Annotated in this window: 14 protein-coding genes; 7 read left to right on the forward strand and 7 right to left on the reverse strand. The window is 52.3% G+C overall.

What is annotated here, in order from left to right:
• Positions 1-246: 246 nt before the first annotated feature.
• Positions 247-5,478 carry a hypothetical protein gene (locus AC27K1_RS00640; RefSeq protein ID WP_487147529.1) on the forward strand — a complete coding sequence of 1,744 codons (5,232 nt, stop codon included), beginning with the start codon at positions 247-249 and terminating at the stop codon, positions 5,476-5,478.
• An 18-nt stretch (positions 5,479-5,496) separates the two neighbouring features.
• On the opposite strand, the gene AC27K1_RS00645 is transcribed toward AC27K1_RS00640, so the two are convergent.
• The 5 genes from AC27K1_RS00645 to AC27K1_RS00665 all read right to left on the reverse strand — a co-directional run bounded on the left by AC27K1_RS00645 (position 5,497) and on the right by AC27K1_RS00665 (position 11,566).
• Positions 5,497-5,823 carry a hypothetical protein gene (locus AC27K1_RS00645; RefSeq protein WP_487147531.1) on the reverse strand — a complete coding sequence of 109 codons (327 nt, stop codon included), beginning with the start codon at positions 5,821-5,823 and terminating at the stop codon, positions 5,497-5,499.
• A gap of 196 nt (positions 5,824-6,019) precedes the next feature.
• The gene (locus AC27K1_RS00650; RefSeq protein WP_487147532.1) at positions 6,020-6,232 is read right to left on the reverse strand and encodes a hypothetical protein; all 213 of its coding nucleotides are present in this window, start codon (positions 6,230-6,232) and stop codon (positions 6,020-6,022) included.
• 78 nt (positions 6,233-6,310) lie between these two features.
• Complete coding sequence (locus tag AC27K1_RS00655; RefSeq protein ID WP_487147534.1) at positions 6,311-8,263, reverse strand: PQQ-binding-like beta-propeller repeat protein; 1,953 nt, start codon at positions 8,261-8,263, stop codon at positions 6,311-6,313.
• Between the two features lie 86 nt (positions 8,264-8,349).
• On the reverse strand, positions 8,350-9,729 hold the full coding sequence (locus tag AC27K1_RS00660; RefSeq protein WP_487147536.1) for a DUF1329 domain-containing protein: 1,380 nt from the start codon (positions 9,727-9,729) through the stop codon (positions 8,350-8,352).
• 19 nt (positions 9,730-9,748) lie between these two features.
• Entirely contained in the window at positions 9,749-11,566 is a 1,818-nt protein-coding gene (locus tag AC27K1_RS00665) for a DUF1302 domain-containing protein (RefSeq protein WP_487147537.1), read from the reverse strand.
• Positions 11,567-11,862: 296 nt separating this feature from the next.
• On the opposite strand from AC27K1_RS00665, the gene AC27K1_RS00670 reads away from it, so the two are divergent.
• From AC27K1_RS00670 to AC27K1_RS00685, 4 genes are all read left to right on the forward strand, one after another.
• Positions 11,863-13,218 (forward strand): hypothetical protein, encoded by a 1,356-nt coding sequence (locus AC27K1_RS00670; protein WP_487147538.1) that lies wholly within the window; start codon positions 11,863-11,865, stop codon positions 13,216-13,218.
• 152 nt (positions 13,219-13,370) lie between these two features.
• A complete protein-coding gene (locus tag AC27K1_RS00675; protein WP_487147539.1) occupies positions 13,371-14,120 on the forward strand; it encodes a hypothetical protein in 750 nt (249 codons plus the stop codon).
• Between the two features lie 13 nt (positions 14,121-14,133).
• A complete protein-coding gene (locus AC27K1_RS00680) occupies positions 14,134-14,463 on the forward strand; it encodes a hypothetical protein (protein ID WP_487147541.1) in 330 nt (109 codons plus the stop codon).
• A gap of 151 nt (positions 14,464-14,614) precedes the next feature.
• Positions 14,615-15,889, forward strand: a complete 1,275-nt coding sequence (locus tag AC27K1_RS00685) for an MFS transporter (protein ID WP_487147542.1) — start codon at positions 14,615-14,617, stop codon at positions 15,887-15,889.
• Here the strand turns inward: AC27K1_RS00685 and AC27K1_RS00690 are convergent.
• A complete protein-coding gene (locus AC27K1_RS00690) occupies positions 15,865-16,269 on the reverse strand; it encodes a glutathione S-transferase N-terminal domain-containing protein (RefSeq protein WP_487147544.1) in 405 nt (134 codons plus the stop codon). The genes AC27K1_RS00685 and AC27K1_RS00690 overlap by 25 nt on opposite strands.
• Positions 16,270-16,465: 196 nt before the next feature.
• Between AC27K1_RS00690 and AC27K1_RS00695 the strand changes: the two genes are divergently transcribed.
• The gene (locus AC27K1_RS00695) at positions 16,466-17,299 is read left to right on the forward strand and encodes a dienelactone hydrolase family protein (RefSeq protein ID WP_487147545.1); all 834 of its coding nucleotides are present in this window, start codon (positions 16,466-16,468) and stop codon (positions 17,297-17,299) included.
• A gap of 9 nt (positions 17,300-17,308) precedes the next feature.
• Positions 17,309-17,962: an isoprenoid biosynthesis glyoxalase ElbB gene (elbB, locus tag AC27K1_RS00700; protein ID WP_487147546.1), complete on the forward strand. Its 654-nt coding sequence runs from the start codon at positions 17,309-17,311 to the stop codon at positions 17,960-17,962.
• Positions 17,963-17,995: 33 nt separating this feature from the next.
• Here the strand turns inward: elbB and mltA are convergent, their stop codons facing one another.
• A complete protein-coding gene (gene mltA, locus AC27K1_RS00705) occupies positions 17,996-19,120 on the reverse strand; it encodes a murein transglycosylase A (RefSeq protein ID WP_487147984.1) in 1,125 nt (374 codons plus the stop codon).
• Positions 19,121-19,134: the final 14 nt, after the last annotated feature.

Below are 19,134 nucleotides of genomic sequence, written 5' to 3' on the forward strand. Positions count from 1 at the left end.
CTGACAATGTATCTAGTGTGTAACTCGTTTTTCATGTTGGTGGAACTTGTTTTGGTTATCAGGGTCGTATCAATAGAGTTGCCATGTTTTATGGCTCTGATTTGATATCCGGTATTGCCATTCAAGAGGTGAAATAACAGCATGGATAAGTCTCCAATAACGTATTCAATTGCGCAAGCTTGTAACTACAAGAACGTTTTAAGTAAAGATGAAGGGAGTTGTTGGTTAAGTCGTGCAATGAGGGTCATGGGTACATTTATTTATGCAACATTTTTTTGCTGTGGCAAATATACGATATCTGTGGAAAAGGATGTAGAGAGTGTCATTGCATTGGGAAAGAAAAATCGAGATGAGGAATTTGCAAAAGTCATAGAGACTCGTCTTGGGGATCGTAGTCCCACACCTGTACCTGGTGCAACATCTCTCCTCCAGTCAGGAGACGAAGGTCAGCAGCGTGAAAATCCAGAATTAACCCACCAACCCACTCCAGATGAAGGTGGTCAGGGTACCTCAGGCGCTCCGGATGGATCATTACCTGAAAACGCTCAGGGTGATGACACTACTCCACAGCCCCCTCAGATCCCAGTTTCAACCGTTCAAACCATTGGCGCTGTTGGGGGAGCTGGCGGGGTAAATCAACCTCAAGACCAAGCTGGCCTAGCGACTGCACCTGGTAGTCAGACTGCGCCTTCTCGCACAAGGCCTGCTGCAGTCGCTGTTGGATCAAATGCAGGGGGGGGGCAGGGTACTGGACAACCTCTCCAGGTAACTGAAACAGTTACACCGCAGCAAGGACCCGTTTCGTACCAAGTGCCTGATATAACTGACGCACAGCTGACCGCTGAACTTGAGCAATTAGAATCTAAATCTAAATCTCTTAGTCCTGCGGATATTAAAGCTTCGCTGGAGCCCTTGTTTGGAAAAAAAAATACTGAAGGATTATCAAATCAGGAAATAGTGGTATTCAGTCGGTTTATCCCTGAAACGTTACCTTTAGGGATAATGAAAGTGAGCGAAGAGGATCAAACTTTTCTAGGGGAATTAGCTAAAAAAACCGCTGCATCAGCAACAATGTCTGAAGCGGTAGAGGCTCAATTTGCCAAGAAATTCGATCAAGTTAAAAGCTCACTGACTGAGCGACAGTTAGCAATATATCAACAACTATGCACAAAACTGAATCCGGAAAACGTGCCAAAACTGAAGCAAGATGAGGTGCCAGACCCAGTTGCGGTCCACATTATCCATTGCATACTAGCAGCTAAACAGGTTCAGGCGTCTCAGGAAGTAGAGACCGCACCTGCTCAAGGCGCCACCCAACTTCCCACCATTCTTCCGTCCTCACAAGGGCAAACATCAGCTAATCGCCAAACTCGTCGTCAGCTAACACCTATCGAGGAAGAACAGCAAAATGAGGATGGGGAGGCTAATACTGGATCTGAACGAATTGAGCCTGCTATGCAAGCAGGGCCAGCTGAGCATAGTGTTGAGCCTGAGCAAACTGAGGGTATGACTTTAAGCCTCGCCAACTCAGAAACTGCAACCAGTACAGAAGGTCATGAAGATAACCAAGTGCTTGAGGAACCGATTCGCGCAAATTCCGAATCTGGGTCTCAGGCGATTCCCGAAATAACAACAGTAACAGAGGGCAGCTGGTTGAGAATACTGGCTTCTAATATGCCAATCCTTAATCGGTGGTTTGTTGCGAGCCCTACCACTTATTCGCCTACGACTGTAACGGCATTATCTGCATTTCCTGGCATCGAAGCAGTTCCTGATGAGGTAGCGCAGTCTCAATTATCATCAGTAATCCCAGAGCAGGAAGCAGAGATTAACTCTGTCGCTCAACCAGAAGAAATGTCTCACTCTGATGTTGCGGAAGAGGCACAAAACAAAGAGACGCCAGAGCCTCAGTCCTCGCAAGGGCAAACATCAGCTAATCGCCAAACTCATCGTCAGCTACCACCTATCGTGGAAGAACAGCAAAATGAGGATGGAGAGGTTGATACTGGATCTGAACAAAACGGGCCTGCTATGCCAGCAGGGCCAGCCGAGCATAGTGTTGAGCCTGAGCAAACTGAGAATATACCTTTAAGCCTCGCCAACTCAGAAACTGCAATCAGTACAGAAGATCATGAAGATGACCAAGTGCTTGAGGAACAGATTCGCGCAAATTCCGAATCTGGGCCTCAGGCGATTCCCGAAATAACAACAGTAACAGAGGGCAGCTGGTTGAGAAGACTGGCTTCTAATATGCCAATCCTTAATCGGTGGTTTGTTGCGAGCCCTACCACTTATTCGCCTACGACTGTAACGGCATTATCTGCATTTCCTGGCATCGAAGCAGTTCCTGATGAGGTAGCGCAGTCTCAATTATCATCAGTAATCCCAGAGCAGGAAGCAGAGATTAACTCTGTCGCTCAACCAGAAGAAATGTCTCACTCTGATGTTGCGGAAGAGGCACAAAACAAAGAGACGCCAGAGCCTCAGTCCTCGCAAGGGCAAACATCAGCTAATCGCCAAACTCATCGTCAGCTACCACCTATCGTGGAAGAACAGCAAAATGAGGATGGAGAGGTTGATACTGGATCTGAACAAAACGGGCCTGCTATGCCAGCAGGGCCAGCTGAGCATAGTGTTGAGCCTGAGCAAACTGAGAATATACCTTTAAGCCTCGCCAACTCAGAAACTGCAATCAGTACAGAAGATCATGAAGATGACCAAGTGCTTGAGGAACAGATTCGCGCAAATTCCGAATCTGGGCCTCAGGCGATTCCCGAAATAACAACAGTAACAGAGGGCAGCTGGTTGAGAAGACTGGCTTCTAATATGCCAATCCTTAATCGGTGGTTTGTTGCGAGCCCTACCACTTATTCACCTACGACTGTAACGGCATTATCTGCATTTCCTGGCATCGAAGCAGTTCCTGATGAGGTAGCGCAGTCTCAATTATCATCAGTAATCCCAGAGCAGGAAGCAGAGATTAACTCTGTCGCTCAACCAGAAGAAATGTCTCACTCTGATGTTGCGGAAGAGGCACAAAACAAAGAGACGCCAGAGCCTCAGTCCTCGCAAGGGCAAGTATCATCTCTCAATCCGGTGCCTGGCGTGGAAAAAGAGCATGCTGCAAGTGAAGAGGTTACGAATGAATCCCCGCTTCGCGAAGAAGAAGTCATTCCATCAGAGAATGGATCTTTAACCCCCGCTAATTCACAAACAGATCCAGATCCTGAACAAAATGAAAACGGTGTTGAAATGATGGCGCCGGGGAATTTAGTGACAGTTCCCCCGGTGGTGCAGCCGCAGCTTCCGGAACCGTCTGAAAGAACAGCTATTGTCGTGGAGCGGTTAGCTAAATCGTATAAATGGATAACATCAGGGGTGGGTAGCATCTTGTCCGGCACCTTCAGCCAGCTAGCCACGGCTTTAGTAGAGTCAAGATCTGGCCTGTCTACTGATGAGGACGGAGAGGCTGAGTTGGAGTGGGAGGATGAACTTGGCATTTTGAGGCTGCTATCAGAACAAGCCGATGAAAATTATGCTGCGTCTATCTCGCGCCGCAGTACCAGGATCATTGATTCTTTGGAAGATGATACTCAAGAAGAAGCCGAAAATCAGCAAACAACAGCCTTGCCACTAGTAAGTCTCACAGATGAACAAGAGGTTTTTTTGGCACCAAATGAGCTACCAGAGGTAAGTGCAGTGGGTTCTGAACAACAGCCTTCTGGTGATGTCGATATGCTTGCAGAGTTGTCATCAGCCTTCGAAGGGCAACAGAAGCCTGACGGTTTAGATGACAGAGGTGTTGTTGATGGTGATGGTGATTGTTTTGAGGTGCTGGAGTCTGGGGAGGTTGCTGCTCCTGATAGGCTTAATCTAGAGGTTAGGGCAACAGGTTCTGGTACTGATGGTGAAGATGATACGAGTCAGAAATCTGAAAGTACTACGGACGAACAACTTTCACAAGATGTTCCACCAAGCCAAAGATCGGATGCACCTGACGATATAATAGATGTGAATCATGCGAGCGCTTCAAATACTGCGATCCCTGCAACAAGCGAACCATCGCAACAAGCCAGCCATGAAAACAGCGCATCTATGGCACAACCTCGCAGTCTGCAAGATGAACCGCAAGCCAATCGTCAAAGTGACACTTCCAGCAGTGTCGCGGGTGCTGACGCAGCAACATCTGTATCAGATCAGGTCATGGAAGGGGGAACATACAAGCTTCCTCCGAAATATAATGAATTTGTGGATGCTGAGGGCCATGAAGCTATCAGCGCATATGGCAACACGTATCTGTTTGCCGGTGGTGAAAAGGCACTGGAGGCTCAAAAAAGCTCAAAGTTTGATTTTCCTTCTGACGTTGCAGGCGCTCAAAGACTCTATGACAAGTTGGAAAGTAGTACGATAGGAGGGTTAAAAGGGATTGATTTAAGGCAGAACTATGGTTCCGATATGTTCCGGCTTTTCAGACATGATGAAACGTTTGCGAACCAGGCAAGAGTCGTGACTGAACTCCGCTTACCTTCAGATAGCAGGGTATTGAACCTTACAAATGAGAGCCGCTATTTAAGTTACCTGCTTTCGTCAAATAAGCTGAGAGAAGAGAGCACCTCTTCAGGTTCCAATCGTAGGCTTGGTAATTTGAAAAGAAATATAACCTCTTTTGGTTCCAAGCTTTTGTCGAAGACGCCGAAAAAAGAAAACAAACCGATGCCGGAAGAAACAATAGCGGAAGAAACAAGACAGGAAGTAATCAAAAAACTGTTAACAGGTGAATATAAAGTGCCTGATACTGTTTGCATTATTAATATGCTTAAAAAAGGGGAAATGAATGGCTCAGAAAATTCCCGGGCTATTACGGCAGACCTTGTAGAAACTGCAGTACTGCATGATTCTGCAATGTTCGCCAATCCGGAATTGAAGATAAGGTGCCTTGGTTCAGGGCGGCCAGAATCTGAGGATGGTGCCCCGGCAAAGAGTCTGGATACCAAAGTGTCGACGACCGCATTGTCTACGCTGGAAGCGAGTCAACCAGACGTGACCCAAAAAATGGTTGATTATGATGAGCAAAAGTACGGCCAGCTGGATATAATCAATGATGTTGATGTTTATTACACAACGGATGGCCATCCTGTAAAAATGGACATATTGCGCGCTAAAGTTAAGTTGTCACATGGAATCACCATGTCGCGAAAAACAAACGAGGAAGATAAGTATTTCCTGATGGTTCCAAAAGAAACAACCCCCAAGCCGAGTTCAAATCAAGAAGAGACAATTGGCGGTGATTTTATGGCGATAGCAGATAGGACTTGGGGGGACATAAATTTAGAACTGGATGCACTCGGTGGCGATACCTCAGGCGTAGATAAGCTTATAAGGATTAAACCTCTCGCGCCTGTTGGTAGTAACCGAGTCGATCTGACAAAGATGTATGTTCAGTATACGAAGAAGCAGACTCCTCCTGCTGACGCATGATGCCAGATGCCACAGGATTTATGCAGTAGATGACAACAGGTTGACCCAGCTGTTAATCATACCGTGAAGACTGTTATGCGAGGCGATTTTCTCCGGATCATCGTCTGGCTCTTTTTCGATGATATCCGTCAGTTGCTGTGTAAAAACGCGGCGCTCACGCACTGCTACTCCCTTGGACACACTGAGGCCGACACACGGGGCGTCAGCCGCAACCCCCGGCATGGGCAGGAAGAAAATACCGCTGAATGCCCCAATCAACGCCAGCCTTGTCGTTCCGGATTTCCCGGCGCTAAACATATCATTGTGGGCGACATCTCCCACCCGTTTAATGGCGTATTGTGTCAACAGCTTTTTTAGGTCTTCTGGATGGGTTCGTACGGTATCAAAATCCTGTTTGGGTTTTTGTTCACGGGAAAATTGCCGGAGGTCTCTCAGCCATTTTTTTTGGCAAAACTGCGAAGGTGTTTTTCCAGGTGCGCGTCATTGCCCGGCAGTGAAAAGGCCAGTGAGATCTCCTTCATGGAACAGTCCTGGTGCAGCTTCAGGTTTTCGGTGATAGCTGCCTTCTGTTTTTTTTCAGGAAGCGTTGAAAGGCGGTATCACCCAAAAGCCCCAGTTTACGTTTCTGATTTCGGCCATAATCAGGACGCAGGGCTTCGGAAGTCGGTTGTGGCAGGTTTTGAAGCTTGCTGCGTCGGTCGCGGTAGTTCATGGCGTCAGACAGGGCGACCAGTACCCCCGGTGACCGAGGCACCGACGGGTGCCTGGGGCGTGAAGGCCATATTTGCTTATACCACTGGCACGGGCGACCAGACGGGTTCTCCGCATTACATTACAGGCTGGCGACTATTGAACCTGGCTCAGCGGTAGCACCCTGTACGATTGTACAAAGGGCATTGGCCTGTTCTGCTGCCATAAGCGGGTTTTGTGCATTGATGGCTGCCAATGATGCTTGCAATGAGGTGGCGTTTTCAGGGAGTAGTGTCTGTTCCTGAATGGCTGCTGTAACGGCCTGAGAGGCCTGTCTGAGTAACACATTCGCCTGAATCGCATCCGCTTCGCTGGATGCAGGGGCATCCTGTTGATATCGGGAGGCATTCTGCAGGCGTATAGCCGCGGCACACACCGCATCACGCACCAGAAGGTCGTTACGTACCGGTTTGTATCGGGCTATGCCGCCTGTCAATGGTTTTACCAATGGACCTAACAGGGCACGGCTCACGGCACGTCGGATCGGAGAATGGGCCATGTAGAAACCGCCATCGGGACCGGTAATGGTGGTCGCGACCGATTCTTCCACACCTTCGGTATAGGAGAGCACTTGACCGGTTTCACGATCCAGTAACCCGACACCGACCGAGACAGGCAGTCGCACAGTGCCTTTTTCAAAACCGGCACCCAGTATCACCGCAATGCCATTCGCTGTTATGGAAGCCGTCAGCATATTCAGGTTTTTCTGGCCAAAGACTTCCGGGTACATGTCCAGGCTGGCGCGCCAGATGACATCGGCCTTATCACCACGATCCTGAAGTTTGAACAGTTCACCGGCAGTGATGGCATAGAGTTCATTGTTCTCGGACGCCACGGTGATAGACGCAAGAATCTGTTCACCCACTGATTGCCGCCAGAGCTCGTTGAGAGACTGATCAAAGGCAATCACATTTCCATTGTCGTCTGAAACGTATACGCGGGTACCATCAGCCCGCAGTGCGGGTGTCGAACCGGTGCCCCCTTTGAACCAGGTGCTGGCAGCCACTTCCAGACGGTATTGCCCATTACCGGCAGGTACCATGTCAATGCCGTACAGGGCGCCATTCTCTGCAAGGCCATCAATGGTGCCATCGGCCTCATCAGGAGCGGTTGCGGCGATAAAGAAACGACCTGTCACCGGGTCAATGGAAAAATAGTTGGCGATTTTTACACCGCCGCCAAACAGCACATCCGCCACTTTGCTGAATCGTCCACCGACCTGGGGATCTTCACCAAAGACTTTTTTCATGACCTTATCGGTGCGCTGACTGACCCACTTGCCGGGGCGACCGGTCGAGGCCCCTTTGGCGGGTGCGCCTGGTACGGTGAAGGCTTCTGCCAGAATGGGTTGTCCGGTTTTACGATCCAGAGCAAATACGGAACCGTCCATCAGCAGGCCGACAATACTGTCTGACCGGGGGTGATAGCTCGCGCCAAAGTTATGGGTATTACGATCATCGCCGGGTTGTAGAACAGGCTCCTTGAGGCCGGTCGGAACATCCCAGATCACACTGCCATCCTGACGCACAGCCAGTGCCCGTTCGTAGAGTGTCAGGTAGATAATCTGCTGTCCCGGGTTATCCGGGTCATCCAGCACCAGCGGTGTACCGCCGCCCTGTGACAGCGGTTTGCCAGTAATTGTCCACCGTCGTTCACCGGTTTCTCCGTCCAGACTGACAAGTACCACAGGCTCCGAAGGCGTGACCGGACTGAAGTATAGATTGCCCTGTCGGTCGATAGAGGGACCTTCGGTAATAAACAGATGTTTTTCCACTACCCAGTCCAGCTTGACTTTAGGCGCCGTCGCTGTCAGCACTTCATCCGAATTCCGTGTGCTGGCATGGAGTGACCGGAAAGTGTCGTTTATACCCAGCACGGGATGTACCGGTGCGGAATGGCGGGGGCCGTCGGGACGCCATTCACTCAGTGGCGGGACGTCGTAGGCTTTCGGTGTTTTCAGATGGTCATTCAGCAGCGTACCGGCAATGGCGAGACCGGCAACCACCGCGCCTGAGATCAGCAGTTTCTTTGCCATGGGTTACCTGTTTTATGGTTATTGTGGAAGCCATAGAGCGATTAGAGCAGCCGCCTGTCACAGGGGGCTGCTCCGGTAAAGTTTGCTTATCGACCCCAGCGGCGGATGGCGGCCGGCGTGTAATCGGATTTACTGGCCAGCTGCCCGAACACCAGCGGTTTCTTGTAACTGTTGGCGATACCGTTGGTAATGTAACGGCCGGAGTGCAGGTCATAGAAGACTTCTGTCACCAGCCAGGGCACCTGGTGCGGATTCAGTTGGATGGCGTGGGCCATGCCGACCCGCCAGAGCTGGTCACGAGTATCATACAGATCAATGATGGACGCCTGCCAGGTATCTTCATCGATGTAGAAGGTACGCTTGCCATAGACATGGCGTTGACCTTCTTTCAGTGTGGCCTCGACGACCCAGACGCGATGCAGTTCATAGCGAGCCAGTTCCGGATTGATATGGCCGGGGCGGATGATATCCGCATTACTCTGGTTTTTGTCGTAGAGTGCATAGCTGTTGTAGGGAATGAATATTTCCTTTTTGCCTTTCATCGTCCATTCATACTTGTCTGGCGCGCCGTTGAACATGTCCAGGTTGTCAGACGTTTTCAGGTTGTCGCTGCTGGTAGCCGGGTTGTCATAAGCGATATTTGGTGCTCGACGTACACGACGTTGGCCTGGCAGGTATTTCCATGCACGACGGGGTTCTTCTACCTGGTCAATCGGCTCGTGTACCAGTGTCACTTCACCGGCCATCCTGACGGGTTCCAGTACCTTGGATTTATAGAGGAACAGCAGGTTTGACTCGTCTTCCAAATCAGTAATGCTTGGGAAGAAGTTCCAGATAGTTTGTTTGGTAATCTCCCGGTAATCACCATCCGCTTCAGCAATGACCTGGCTCAGAGTCAGATCCATACTGTCACCACGGTAGCGCAGCATATGGTTCCAGATCACTTCCAGTCCGTTTTCCGGAAGTGGGAAGGCGACACCGTTCGCTAATCCGGTGATACCGTTACCGCCATCCAGCAGTGACGTGTTTTCGGCATTACTGCGGGTTGCCTCGTAGACGGCTTCCGGGTAGCTGGCACTGCGCCGGGTGGGATAGACCTTCATCTGGAAGGTGTCCGGATAGCGCTTGAACATCGCCAGCTGTCCGGGAGTCAGCTGATCACTGTATTGATCCAGGTTGTCGGCCGTTATGGTGAACAGTACCGGGTCATCGGCAAATGGGTCGGCCATATTCCCGTCGGCCTGCATGGCGCCCTGTTCCGGCTTGAGGCCGCCGGTCCAGGCTGGAATGGTGCCAGCCGCGTTACCGGCCTTTTCGGCGCCGATCGGTGTCAGCGACTGGCCCAGTTGATCCATTGCGGAGGTTTCTGAGCTGGCCTGTGCCAGTGGTGTCAGTGCCAGCATAGCGCTTAACGCCAGCGTTCTGGCAGAAATCACGGTTCGAATCAGAGTATCGACAGATTGCATTATTCTTTTTCTCCCATGGTCAGAAACTGGCGCTGACGCTGAAACTCATGTAATCACGGTCGTCCAGGGTGCTGTACTTGTTGTTGCCGAAGAAACTGGTGTACGACAGTGTGGCCTTGTAGTCATCACGGTAAATGGCACCGAGGCTGAGCGTGGTGGCCATCTGGCCTTCCTCAAAGGCGCCGCCGGGCTGATAGGCGTAGCCGTTAACATCGTGCCGGAACGACAGCGAAGGTTTCAGGGTGACACCGGGCATTACGCCGCTGTAGACCAGGGTGGCGTTGAGGCGGTAGCCCCAGCTGTCGGATGTCGTGTAGCCCTCATTGGTGCAAAATTCATCGGTGATATCGTCGCTGGTATTGCAGATTCCTGTGCCATCATCACCGGGACCAAACAGGGCAGAGCGGCCATAACGGTTGTCATCACCCAGCGCACCGACATGCATGAAACCCACTTCACCTGCCAGCGCCAGTTCGGACGCACCCAGTACCTGCGGGAAGGTATTGATCGCTGTCATTTGCATCTGGGTGACCGGTTTACGCACATGCCCTTGGGCAGCCTGGCCATAGTCAGCTGCGCCATCTCCGCCGGCTGCAGCATCGCCCAGCAGGTCATTGATGTTGATTTGCAGCGGCATGTTCGGGCGATAGGTCAGTTCACCGCTCAGTGACCAACCGCTGTCCAGGCTGGTATTGAAGCTCAGGCCATAGAGGCGAATGTTTTCCGGGAAGACTGCATTGTAGGTGGCACCTTGGATGAATCCGGCGCCAGCGGGGTGGGTTGGCGCATAGAAGTCGATGTCGCCAGAAGGTCCAATGCCGATCGGACGGTATTGCGAGGGATCTGCATTGGTGGCGTCCAGGTAAGGATTTCGGCTGTGGTAATTGATGAAATACAGGCCGAATTCGGTGCCATTGAGGGCTTCTGCATAGTATTTCAGTGACGCTCCCCACTGGCCGCTATCACCGGGCAGGTCATCGGCAGTACGGTCAATGATGGTGTTACCGCCCGTACCACCGATATTCTCCTCTTCCTCGTTAGACAGGGCTGCCTGGGTATAGATGGGGCCACAGCCCGGCTGGATGGCATCGGTTGATGCAAAGAAGGTGTTGCAGCCGTCCAGCACGGTGGGACGCCAGTTGAACTGGTAGAAACCTTCCAGGGTTACTGCCGGTGTCAGGCCGATGCTGCCATACAGCATCTCGACGGGTAGCAAGCCCTCTTTGATCTCAACGCCTGGTCTGTTAAAAGCTGCGGCATCCAGAGGGTTGATAACATTGACGCCCCCCTGCAGAAACGTACTTTCCCCCCAGCTGAGTACCTGCTTGCCCAAGCGGATATCCACAGGCATATCGCCCAGGTCGAAGTAGGTCCAGCCGTAAGCATCGAGTACTTCAATACCGCTGAAACGGGCCAGGTCATCAAAACCGCTGTCGTCGAAATCGGTATAGTGGCCGCTTTTGGTTTCCAGCCAATGGTCGTACCAGTATTTGACGCTGCCCTTGAAACCGTAATTTTGATATTCCAGTGTCAGTTCCGTCAGGCCCTTGTACTGGTTGGAGATGACATCCCCTTTCCTGAAGTTCAGTCGGCCGTTGTCCGCATTGGGGCCTGTGCCGCTGCCGGGCTTGATGTCGAGATCTTTACTTTCCCCGTAGGTATAGAGCTTGCTGTCCGGATCCTGCATGCTGACGCTGACGCCGGCACTTAGCGTGGTGTTCAGGCTACCGGTGATCTCACCGTCAGCGGTTTCAAAGGTAAGCGCCACGCCCTGAGGCGTGGTCAGGACTGCCGCCAGCGTCAGTCCCGGTATAATTCGGGTCTTGTTGTTATTCACATCGGCACCGTTGTTATTTTTGTGGTGTGTCTATATGGATGCTTTGCCCGGAAAACGGGCAGGTTGGTTCGTTGAAAATTCTACCGACAGGGGCGGGGGGATATCCGGACATTTGGGGACAAGCTGTTGACCGGGGAGGCCAGACGCCCGGGTTTTAATAACAGAGAGAAATAAATAATTATTCTTATATCAGGAAATTATATTTGTCCTTTAAAAACAATACATTAGTCGTATTTGAATGATCGGTGGCTGGCTTACAATCAGAAGAAGTGGCCAATACCAGGGATGGAAAGGCAATGAGTGGATATGGCATTAACCCGCCCCCGGGACGATTAACCGGGCAACAAGGATTTCAGCCTGCAACCGTTGCCCATACTGTGGTAACGGTTCAGATGCCCTGCAATAAACGGGTGTTGTATGTTTTACCCGGTTACCAGGTGGTTAACTTGATGCCTCCTGCGCCACTGCCAACCGGCTATCCACCTAATATCGCCCTGCATTCTCATACCGTTTCTCCAGCACCAGCAAGACCTCACTATTATCAGCAACCTTCGCCTCAATGGCAGAGACCTGCGCAAGCATCAACGCCTTATGTACCAGGGCGCAGGACCAATGAAGTATCGTTGGATGAAGCGTATCGAAACCTGCGTGAGTGTCATCATGAGCAGTTAGCCAACCTGGGTGATTGGGAGTGGCACGAGCTCGCGCGAATCCTCAAACCGGGAATGGAAGCCTTTGGGTATCCGCCTGGTGATGAGCAAACCGTAGCGAATGAGCTGAAATCGCTTTCTCGGGACAGGAATATTCGAACATTCGAAGCACTGGAGGCAGCGGTTTTAGAGCGGGCTTTTTCTCGGGAAACGGCAGCCAGCGAGCCTCTGGAAACGGAGCGGATCTTAACTGACGGTATCGCTGATCCTATTGCAGAAAGTCCTGAGACAGCAGGTTCTTTCAGAGAATCTGCGGTTCCAGAGCATCAGCCTGAAACGACTCAGCATTCGCCACTGACGGATGGCAATTTATCAGAAACCGACAACCGGAACGCGAATTCGTCTCGTGTTGCGGAGCAATTACCTGAAACTGATTCAAGGGAACCAGAAGCCAAAAGCGATGCTATGCCGGGCTGGTGGCAACGTCATTCGCCGGGAGCACTGGTAAAGCGCCTGAAACAGTGGTGGCGTGGCAATGCAGACGCTGGTGATTCAGATTCTAGACGTCCTGCCTTATCCACGAAGGAATCCAAGCTTGCAAGTGATGATACCTTGACAGTAGAAATGCAATACCAGCAATTGAAGACATTAAGTGATTCAGTGGTAACGTGCTGGAAGTTTTTTGACATGATATACGATGATTACATCGACTGTATGACGCAGTTACGGAAGCTGCCCAATGATAGAGAGTTAGATGCATCAGAAAAGAATGACACCATGGAATACATAAAGCAGCAACTTGATGAGTTGGGCCCCCAGCTGAACGAGGCTGCCAGTGATGTCATCAAAACGTTAGAAATCTATAAAACAACAGAGAAACAAGTGCTGCATGCCTTAAACAAGCATACTGACGGTTCGTTTGATGTTCGTGGTATCCAGTCTCAAGTGCGAGAGGTAGAGAGGAGTCTGGAAAAAGTACAGAAGGATCATAAGAAAAAGTAGTCATTGGCGGAAAGCGCCAGCTTTTTGAAACATATTTTCAGAATCATGACCAATAGGTGAAGCCTCCGGCGTTGCTGTCGAAAACCCCTTAGTGAGCATGTTGAGCGATTATCTGCGGGATCAGGATTCCCGTAGAAAGGGATTTCGTGGCAATGAAAGATTTTTTAAAAACATTAGCCCCGACAAACTGGTTTCGAGAGAGTCCGTTGCCGGAGGGGGCCGAGCATCCAGATAGCCTGGAGCCGGGTAATGGCCTGTCTTTCACGGGTGATATCGACCCCTCCATCCCTGAGGATGACCTCTTTGAGGTGTCTGAAGATATCCCTTCCCCATCAGAACCTGCCGCAACACTGCCTAGTCCGGAGCTGCCGGCCAAATTACCTGAGCCAATGGTCTCACCTGCAGCCTCACTGGTGCCTGAAGTGCAGCCCCGGTCTGTGCCCGAGGTGATGCCTTGCCCTGTTGATGCGCGCTCATTGCCGGAATTTGTGATTAATGAAACGGCCAGAAAACAGCTGGTCAGTGCCGATGAGGCGCTGGAAATACACTGGCAGGCCTTCCAGGCTGCGGCCAGGGACCGGAAGCAACTGATGGATGAGTTTGATCAGGCGCTCAGGGACAGCTGTCGTCCGGTCAGTGACAAGCCAACGGTGCTGGGGGCTGTTTTCCTGGCCAAGCGTAAAGCCTGTGCCGATGCACTGGTCGATACGCTGGAGGATGTTGAGCTCAGCCTGAAAAAACTTCTGGATAAGGAACGTCGATTACTCAAGGGAGTCCATGCTGCCCAACTGCCCGGTTGGATGCGGGACATCCAGACCCACCGGCTTGAAATTGAAAGCCACCTGATGACCGGTGCGGCAGCATCCATACCTTCGCGGGTCAGCCTGTCTGAAGAAGAATGAGCATGGAGGCGCTATGAAAATGCCCGACCGGAAATCATCGGAAGAACCCCATCACGGCCTGCTTTACTGGTTGTCCCACCATGAATTCTATTTTTCTGTTCTTCAGCGAATCAGTGACTGGGCCCACCACACGGATGGTCACCATGACCAACAGAGCATGCTGGCGGAAGCCAGTGCCGTCATTTCGTTTCGGGATGCCATCCTCTCGGCCCGGGACCAGGAGCGCCTGAGCGTATTGGACAAGGATATCCACATGCTTGAAAATGCCGCCAATATCGCGATTCTGGAAGAGCTGATCAAGCACCGCCGTGACGAAATACGTCATGCAGCTGAGCGCCGTTGACAGCTGAAACACTGTTGTTCGTCAGGCTTCCTTCTGCACAGTTCACATCGCCACCGTGTTAGATTGAGTAATTGCACTACGCTATTCATTTCGTATCTGTCATTGCCCTTTCCAGCCTTTAATTCCGTTCATTGACGTTTTCAGTACCGTAATGCTCAAAAAACTGGTTTTTATTACATGCCTCGGGGCTGTACTTGAGTTCTTTGATTTTGCCATCCTGCTGCTGTTTGCCAGCCAGTTGGCCGATGTCTTCCTGCCGGCTCACAGTGACACCGGTGTCCTGTGGATGTTTGCCATCTATTCCGGTGGAAACTTCATTCGTCCCCTGGGCGGTATTATCTTCAGCCATTTTGGTGACCGGCTGGGACGAAAGAAGTTGTTCCGGCTTTCTATCATCATGATGTCCATTGCAACGCTGGGCATAGGGCTGCTGCCAGGCTATGACGCGATTGGGGGCATGGCTGTAGTCCTTCTGGCAGGATTGCGGCTGATGCAGGGGCTGTCTGTCGGTGGAGAATTACCCGGCGCGCTGGTCTTTGCTGCGGAACATGTTTCACCCCAGCGGAGAGGGCTGCTCACATCGGCCATTATTGCTTCAGCCGTGTTGGGGCTGGTGCTGGCGTCTACAACCGGAGTCCTGTTGAATGCGTTTCTGTCGGCCGAGCAGCTTCATACGTGGGGTTGGCGGATACCGTTTGTCCTTGGAAGTCTGCTCGGCATCCTGGGCTATTTCCTCCGTCGCGGGATTGTAGAGTCGCCGGCATTCACCCGTATTCTTCAGGAGCAGACGGTGGCGCGGATACCGGTCAAGGATCTGTTCCAGTCTCATGGGCGTGCAATTCTTGTAGGGGTGGGACTGATTGCTTCGGCGGCGACCATGGTGTCGTTTTATCTGTTTCTTACCCCCTATGCCAGCAGGCATCTGAACCTGTCTGAAGGGTCCATTTACCTGGTTTCTACGGCGATTATGTTGGGATTGTCTCTGATGACCCTGCTATCAGGCTGGCTTTCTGATTACCTGGGGCGTCGTCGGATGTTGTTTGCCGGTGGTTTGTTGATGCTGCTGGTCGCCTGGCCCGCGTTCAACGCCCTGCAAGATGGACAGCTCTGGCTGGTGGCGTTGTTGACGTTGTTGCCTGCAGCCATTGGTAATGGGTGCTATGAAGCAGCCCTTGTCGAACTGTTCGACACACGGGTTCGCTATACCGGCGTAGCGGTCAGTTTGAACATTGGTGTTTGTGTATTTGGTGGGGGAACCCCTTACGTGTTGGAACTGCTCAGCCAGATGGGGTACGACAAGGGACCCTTACTGCTGATGATGACCGCAGCTGTCATTGCGATGGCAAGCAGCTGCTTCATGACGTCACGTAAAGGGGATTCGCTGGATGAAGCGGTCGCTTCTCAGCGGCTGGCCGCCCGGCACTGAGTCACGGTTTCCTGGCCCGGTGCAAAGCGTTGTTCCAGGTAGCTGATGATATCAGAGGATTCGTACATCCAGCGGACTTCACCATTTTCCTTTTCAATGCGGAGGCAGGGGACTTTCACTTTGCCGCCGCCCTGAAGCAATTCTTCACGCGCCTGCTGACAGCGTTTGGCATCCCGAGTTTCGATCTTGAGCCCCAGTCGTTTCATGCCGCGACGAACCTTCACGCAGAAAGGACAGGCTTCAAACTGGTAGAGCACAAGACTGGCTGTTTCCCGGTCAACAATGGCCTGTGCCTCTGGCGACCGCTTCACACTGCCCACGGGAATCAGGGCGTTGAGCAGTAAAATCAGGCGTCCAAGTATCCACCGTACCGCTGCCATTGTCTCTCTCCTCTGTACTGAATGGGTAACAGCCTACCAGCTTTCGTGAAGCAGAGGTACTGACCTTTGGTGCATCACCGGGGGTATCAGGCTGGTCTGAGTATTGGACAATCGCCCTATGGAACCGGTTCCCACATGGCTGTTTTGAGAGGGATTTAGTATGGTGTTGGCAGAATAACAGCGGAACAGGCTTCAGATGACGTATCGGATAAAACGCAGGCTGGCGGTGGGACTCTTCCTGTTGGTCATCATCGGAATGGTGGCTGGTCTCTGGCCGTATGCCCGTGCGCTTTTTCCTGAGTCCCGCACCCGCGAGGCGGTCAATGACCTGCTTTCGCCCTGGTATGAAATTTATATGCCCGAAGGTGACGGGCCATTCCCGACAGTGCTGGTGTTCCACGGTTGTGGCGGGCCGCAACCAGAAATCTCAAGGCCCCGGGGAGAGTGGCTTCGGGATAATGGTTATGTGGCGATCCTGGTGGACAGTTTCAGCGGTCGAAAACTGACGCCACGTCCGGTCTGTAAGGGGCATGCGCTCTGGGGGAATGAACGGGTTGTGGATGTCCGGGCGGCGCTGATGCATGTCCGGAAGCTGCCGTACGTGGCGGCAGACCGGCTGGCCCTGCTCGGCTACTCCCATGGCGGCTGGACGGTGCTGGACGCCCTGGCTTATGGCCCCGACCCAGTTCATGGTTCCGACGATGAGGATACGCAGGCACTGGACGGTGTCCGGGCGGTGGCGGCCTATTATCCCTATTGTGGTTTTCCGGCCCGGTTTCGCGGTGAGTGGATGGTGAAGCAACCCACGTTAGTGTTTCTTGCCGGTCAGGATACCGTCATTGATACCGCGGAATGTGTTGATGTATTCGATCGTTACAAGGCGAGTGGTTACCCGCTGGAAACCCGGCTTTTCCCGACGGCTGAACATGTCTTTGATGCACCGTCTGCCATGAATTCCTATCATCCGGTCTCGGCCAGGGCGGCGGAAGACCGGTTACTGACGTTTCTTGAAGACAATCTCTTGAAGTGAGGAGTCCCTATGAACAAACGTATTGCAGTGATTCTCTCCGGTTGCGGCGTCTTTGATGGTTCAGAAATCTATGAGTCAGTCATCACCCTGTTGAGGCTCGACCAGAATGGTGTGGAGTACCAGTGCTTTGCGCCAGACATTCCCCAGCACCATGTCATCAACCATATGACCGGTGAGGAGATGCCTGAATCCCGCAACGTACTGGTGGAAGCTGCGCGACTGGCGCGCGGCAATATTCGTGATTTAGCCGAATGCCAGGCTGCAGATTATGATGCACTGATCGTTCCCGGTGGTTTCGGTGCGGCAAAGAATCTCTCGGATTTTGCCCTGACCGGCGCGGATATGACCGTACAGGCTGATGTATCAAATGCCGTACAGGCCTTTGCAGAGGCGAAGAAACCGGTTGGCCTGATCTGTATAGCACCGGCCATGGCCGGCAAACTGTTTGGAAAAGGTGTTCGCTGTACGATCGGCAATGACGGTGAAACCGCCGAAGCGATCCGGTTAACCGGCGCTGAACATGTGGATTGCCCGGTACACGATATTGTGGTTGATGAAGACAATAAACTGGTAACAACGCCGGCCTACATGCTGGCCGGCAGTATCAGTGAGGCGGCAACCGGTATTAACCGGCTTGTGGATAAAATCCTGGAAATGGCCTGACTCGCAGCGTGGTAAGCGCTGCGATGGCAGCGCTTATCGGGACTTTTCTTCTGTTCGCGGTACAAAGACATACAGCTTGCCACCGGCGTTTTGATGGCCGGCTTTGTCTGCGGCGTCATCGCCAGCGCCAAAAAAGATATCAGCACGTACTTTGCCCTTGATGGCTGAGCCGACATCCTGGGCCGTCATGGCATGGGCCCAGTGGCTACCATCCTTGCTGAGCGTGGTTTCCAGCCACAGTGGTGTGCCCAGGGGGATGACGCTGCGGTCAACGGCGGCGCTGCGGTCCGGGGTAAGCACGACGCCCTGTGCACCGATCGGGCCGCCTTCAGGCCTTTCGCTGAAAAAGATGAAATCCCGGTTCTGATAGAGGACTTCTTCCAGCCGGTCCGGATGATCTTTCAGCCATTGCCGGATGCTTTGCATGGTGACGGTTTCCAGCAGGCTTTCCCGCTTCAGGTAACGGCCAATGGCATAATAGGGGTGACCATTGCGACCGGAGATCCGGACGTAAACCTGTTCGCCGGTATCCAGCTGCACAAAGCCGGAGCCCTGGATCTGCAGGAAGAACCGGTCAACCGTATCGTCCACCCAGAGTACGACATCATCCCGGTAATGCCCTTTGGCAAAGCGGCGGTTGATGCCTTCACGGTCATCGTAGGGAATCAGCCAGCCCCGGTTGAGCTTGCCTTTCAGCACAGCGTCTTCTTCCATACCAAAGTCTTTGGGATTGAACATCACAAGATCGGCAGGTTTGTCGATCAGTGGAACATGATAGCGTTCTGACTGTTGACGGCTGCCGTAAAGCAGAGGGGAGTAGTACCCCGTAAACAGACCGTCTTCCCAGGGTGCTACACGGTAAACGTCAAAGTTACCCTGAAAGAATGTTGTGAGTTCGCTGCCGTTGGTTTCTGCCAGCTGGTCGCAGAGAGGCTGCCACTGTTCATAGGTGCCAAACAGGGCATTGTCACTGACAGGTCCTGAACGTTTTAGATAGACCGCGCAACTATGCATCAGCGAGGTTTTCAGCCCTTCGGCCTGTGTTGTGTTCCACCCGGGTAAATCGCTGAATGACGCTGGCTGGAACGTTCGCTGCCAGGGCATCCAGCTACAGCCGGTGACCAGTGTCGCCAGTGAAAGCATCAGGAGCCAAACCATTTTTTTCACAGGCC

This window comes from Kistimonas ophiarachnellae, from assembly GCF_057552235.1.

Excerpts from the sequence above, each read along its gene's own strand:
- AC27K1_RS00640 (WP_487147529.1), top strand. The coding sequence starts at position 247 with ATGGGTACATTTATTTATGCAACATTTTTTTGCTGTGGCAAATATACG.
- AC27K1_RS00655 (WP_487147534.1), bottom strand. The coding sequence starts at position 8,263 with ATGGCAAAGAAACTGCTGATCTCAGGCGCGGTGGTTGCCGGTCTCGCC.
- AC27K1_RS00660 (WP_487147536.1), bottom strand. The coding sequence starts at position 9,729 with ATGCAATCTGTCGATACTCTGATTCGAACCGTGATTTCTGCCAGAACG.
- AC27K1_RS00670 (WP_487147538.1), top strand. The coding sequence starts at position 11,863 with ATGAGTGGATATGGCATTAACCCGCCCCCGGGACGATTAACCGGGCAA.
- AC27K1_RS00675 (WP_487147539.1), top strand. The coding sequence starts at position 13,371 with ATGAAAGATTTTTTAAAAACATTAGCCCCGACAAACTGGTTTCGAGAG.
- AC27K1_RS00680 (WP_487147541.1), top strand. The coding sequence starts at position 14,134 with ATGAAAATGCCCGACCGGAAATCATCGGAAGAACCCCATCACGGCCTG.
- AC27K1_RS00685 (WP_487147542.1), top strand. The coding sequence starts at position 14,615 with ATGCTCAAAAAACTGGTTTTTATTACATGCCTCGGGGCTGTACTTGAG.
- AC27K1_RS00690 (WP_487147544.1), bottom strand. The coding sequence starts at position 16,269 with ATGGCAGCGGTACGGTGGATACTTGGACGCCTGATTTTACTGCTCAAC.
- AC27K1_RS00695 (WP_487147545.1), top strand. The coding sequence starts at position 16,466 with ATGACGTATCGGATAAAACGCAGGCTGGCGGTGGGACTCTTCCTGTTG.
- elbB (WP_487147546.1), top strand. The coding sequence starts at position 17,309 with ATGAACAAACGTATTGCAGTGATTCTCTCCGGTTGCGGCGTCTTTGAT.
- mltA (WP_487147984.1), bottom strand. The coding sequence starts at position 19,120 with ATGGTTTGGCTCCTGATGCTTTCACTGGCGACACTGGTCACCGGCTGT.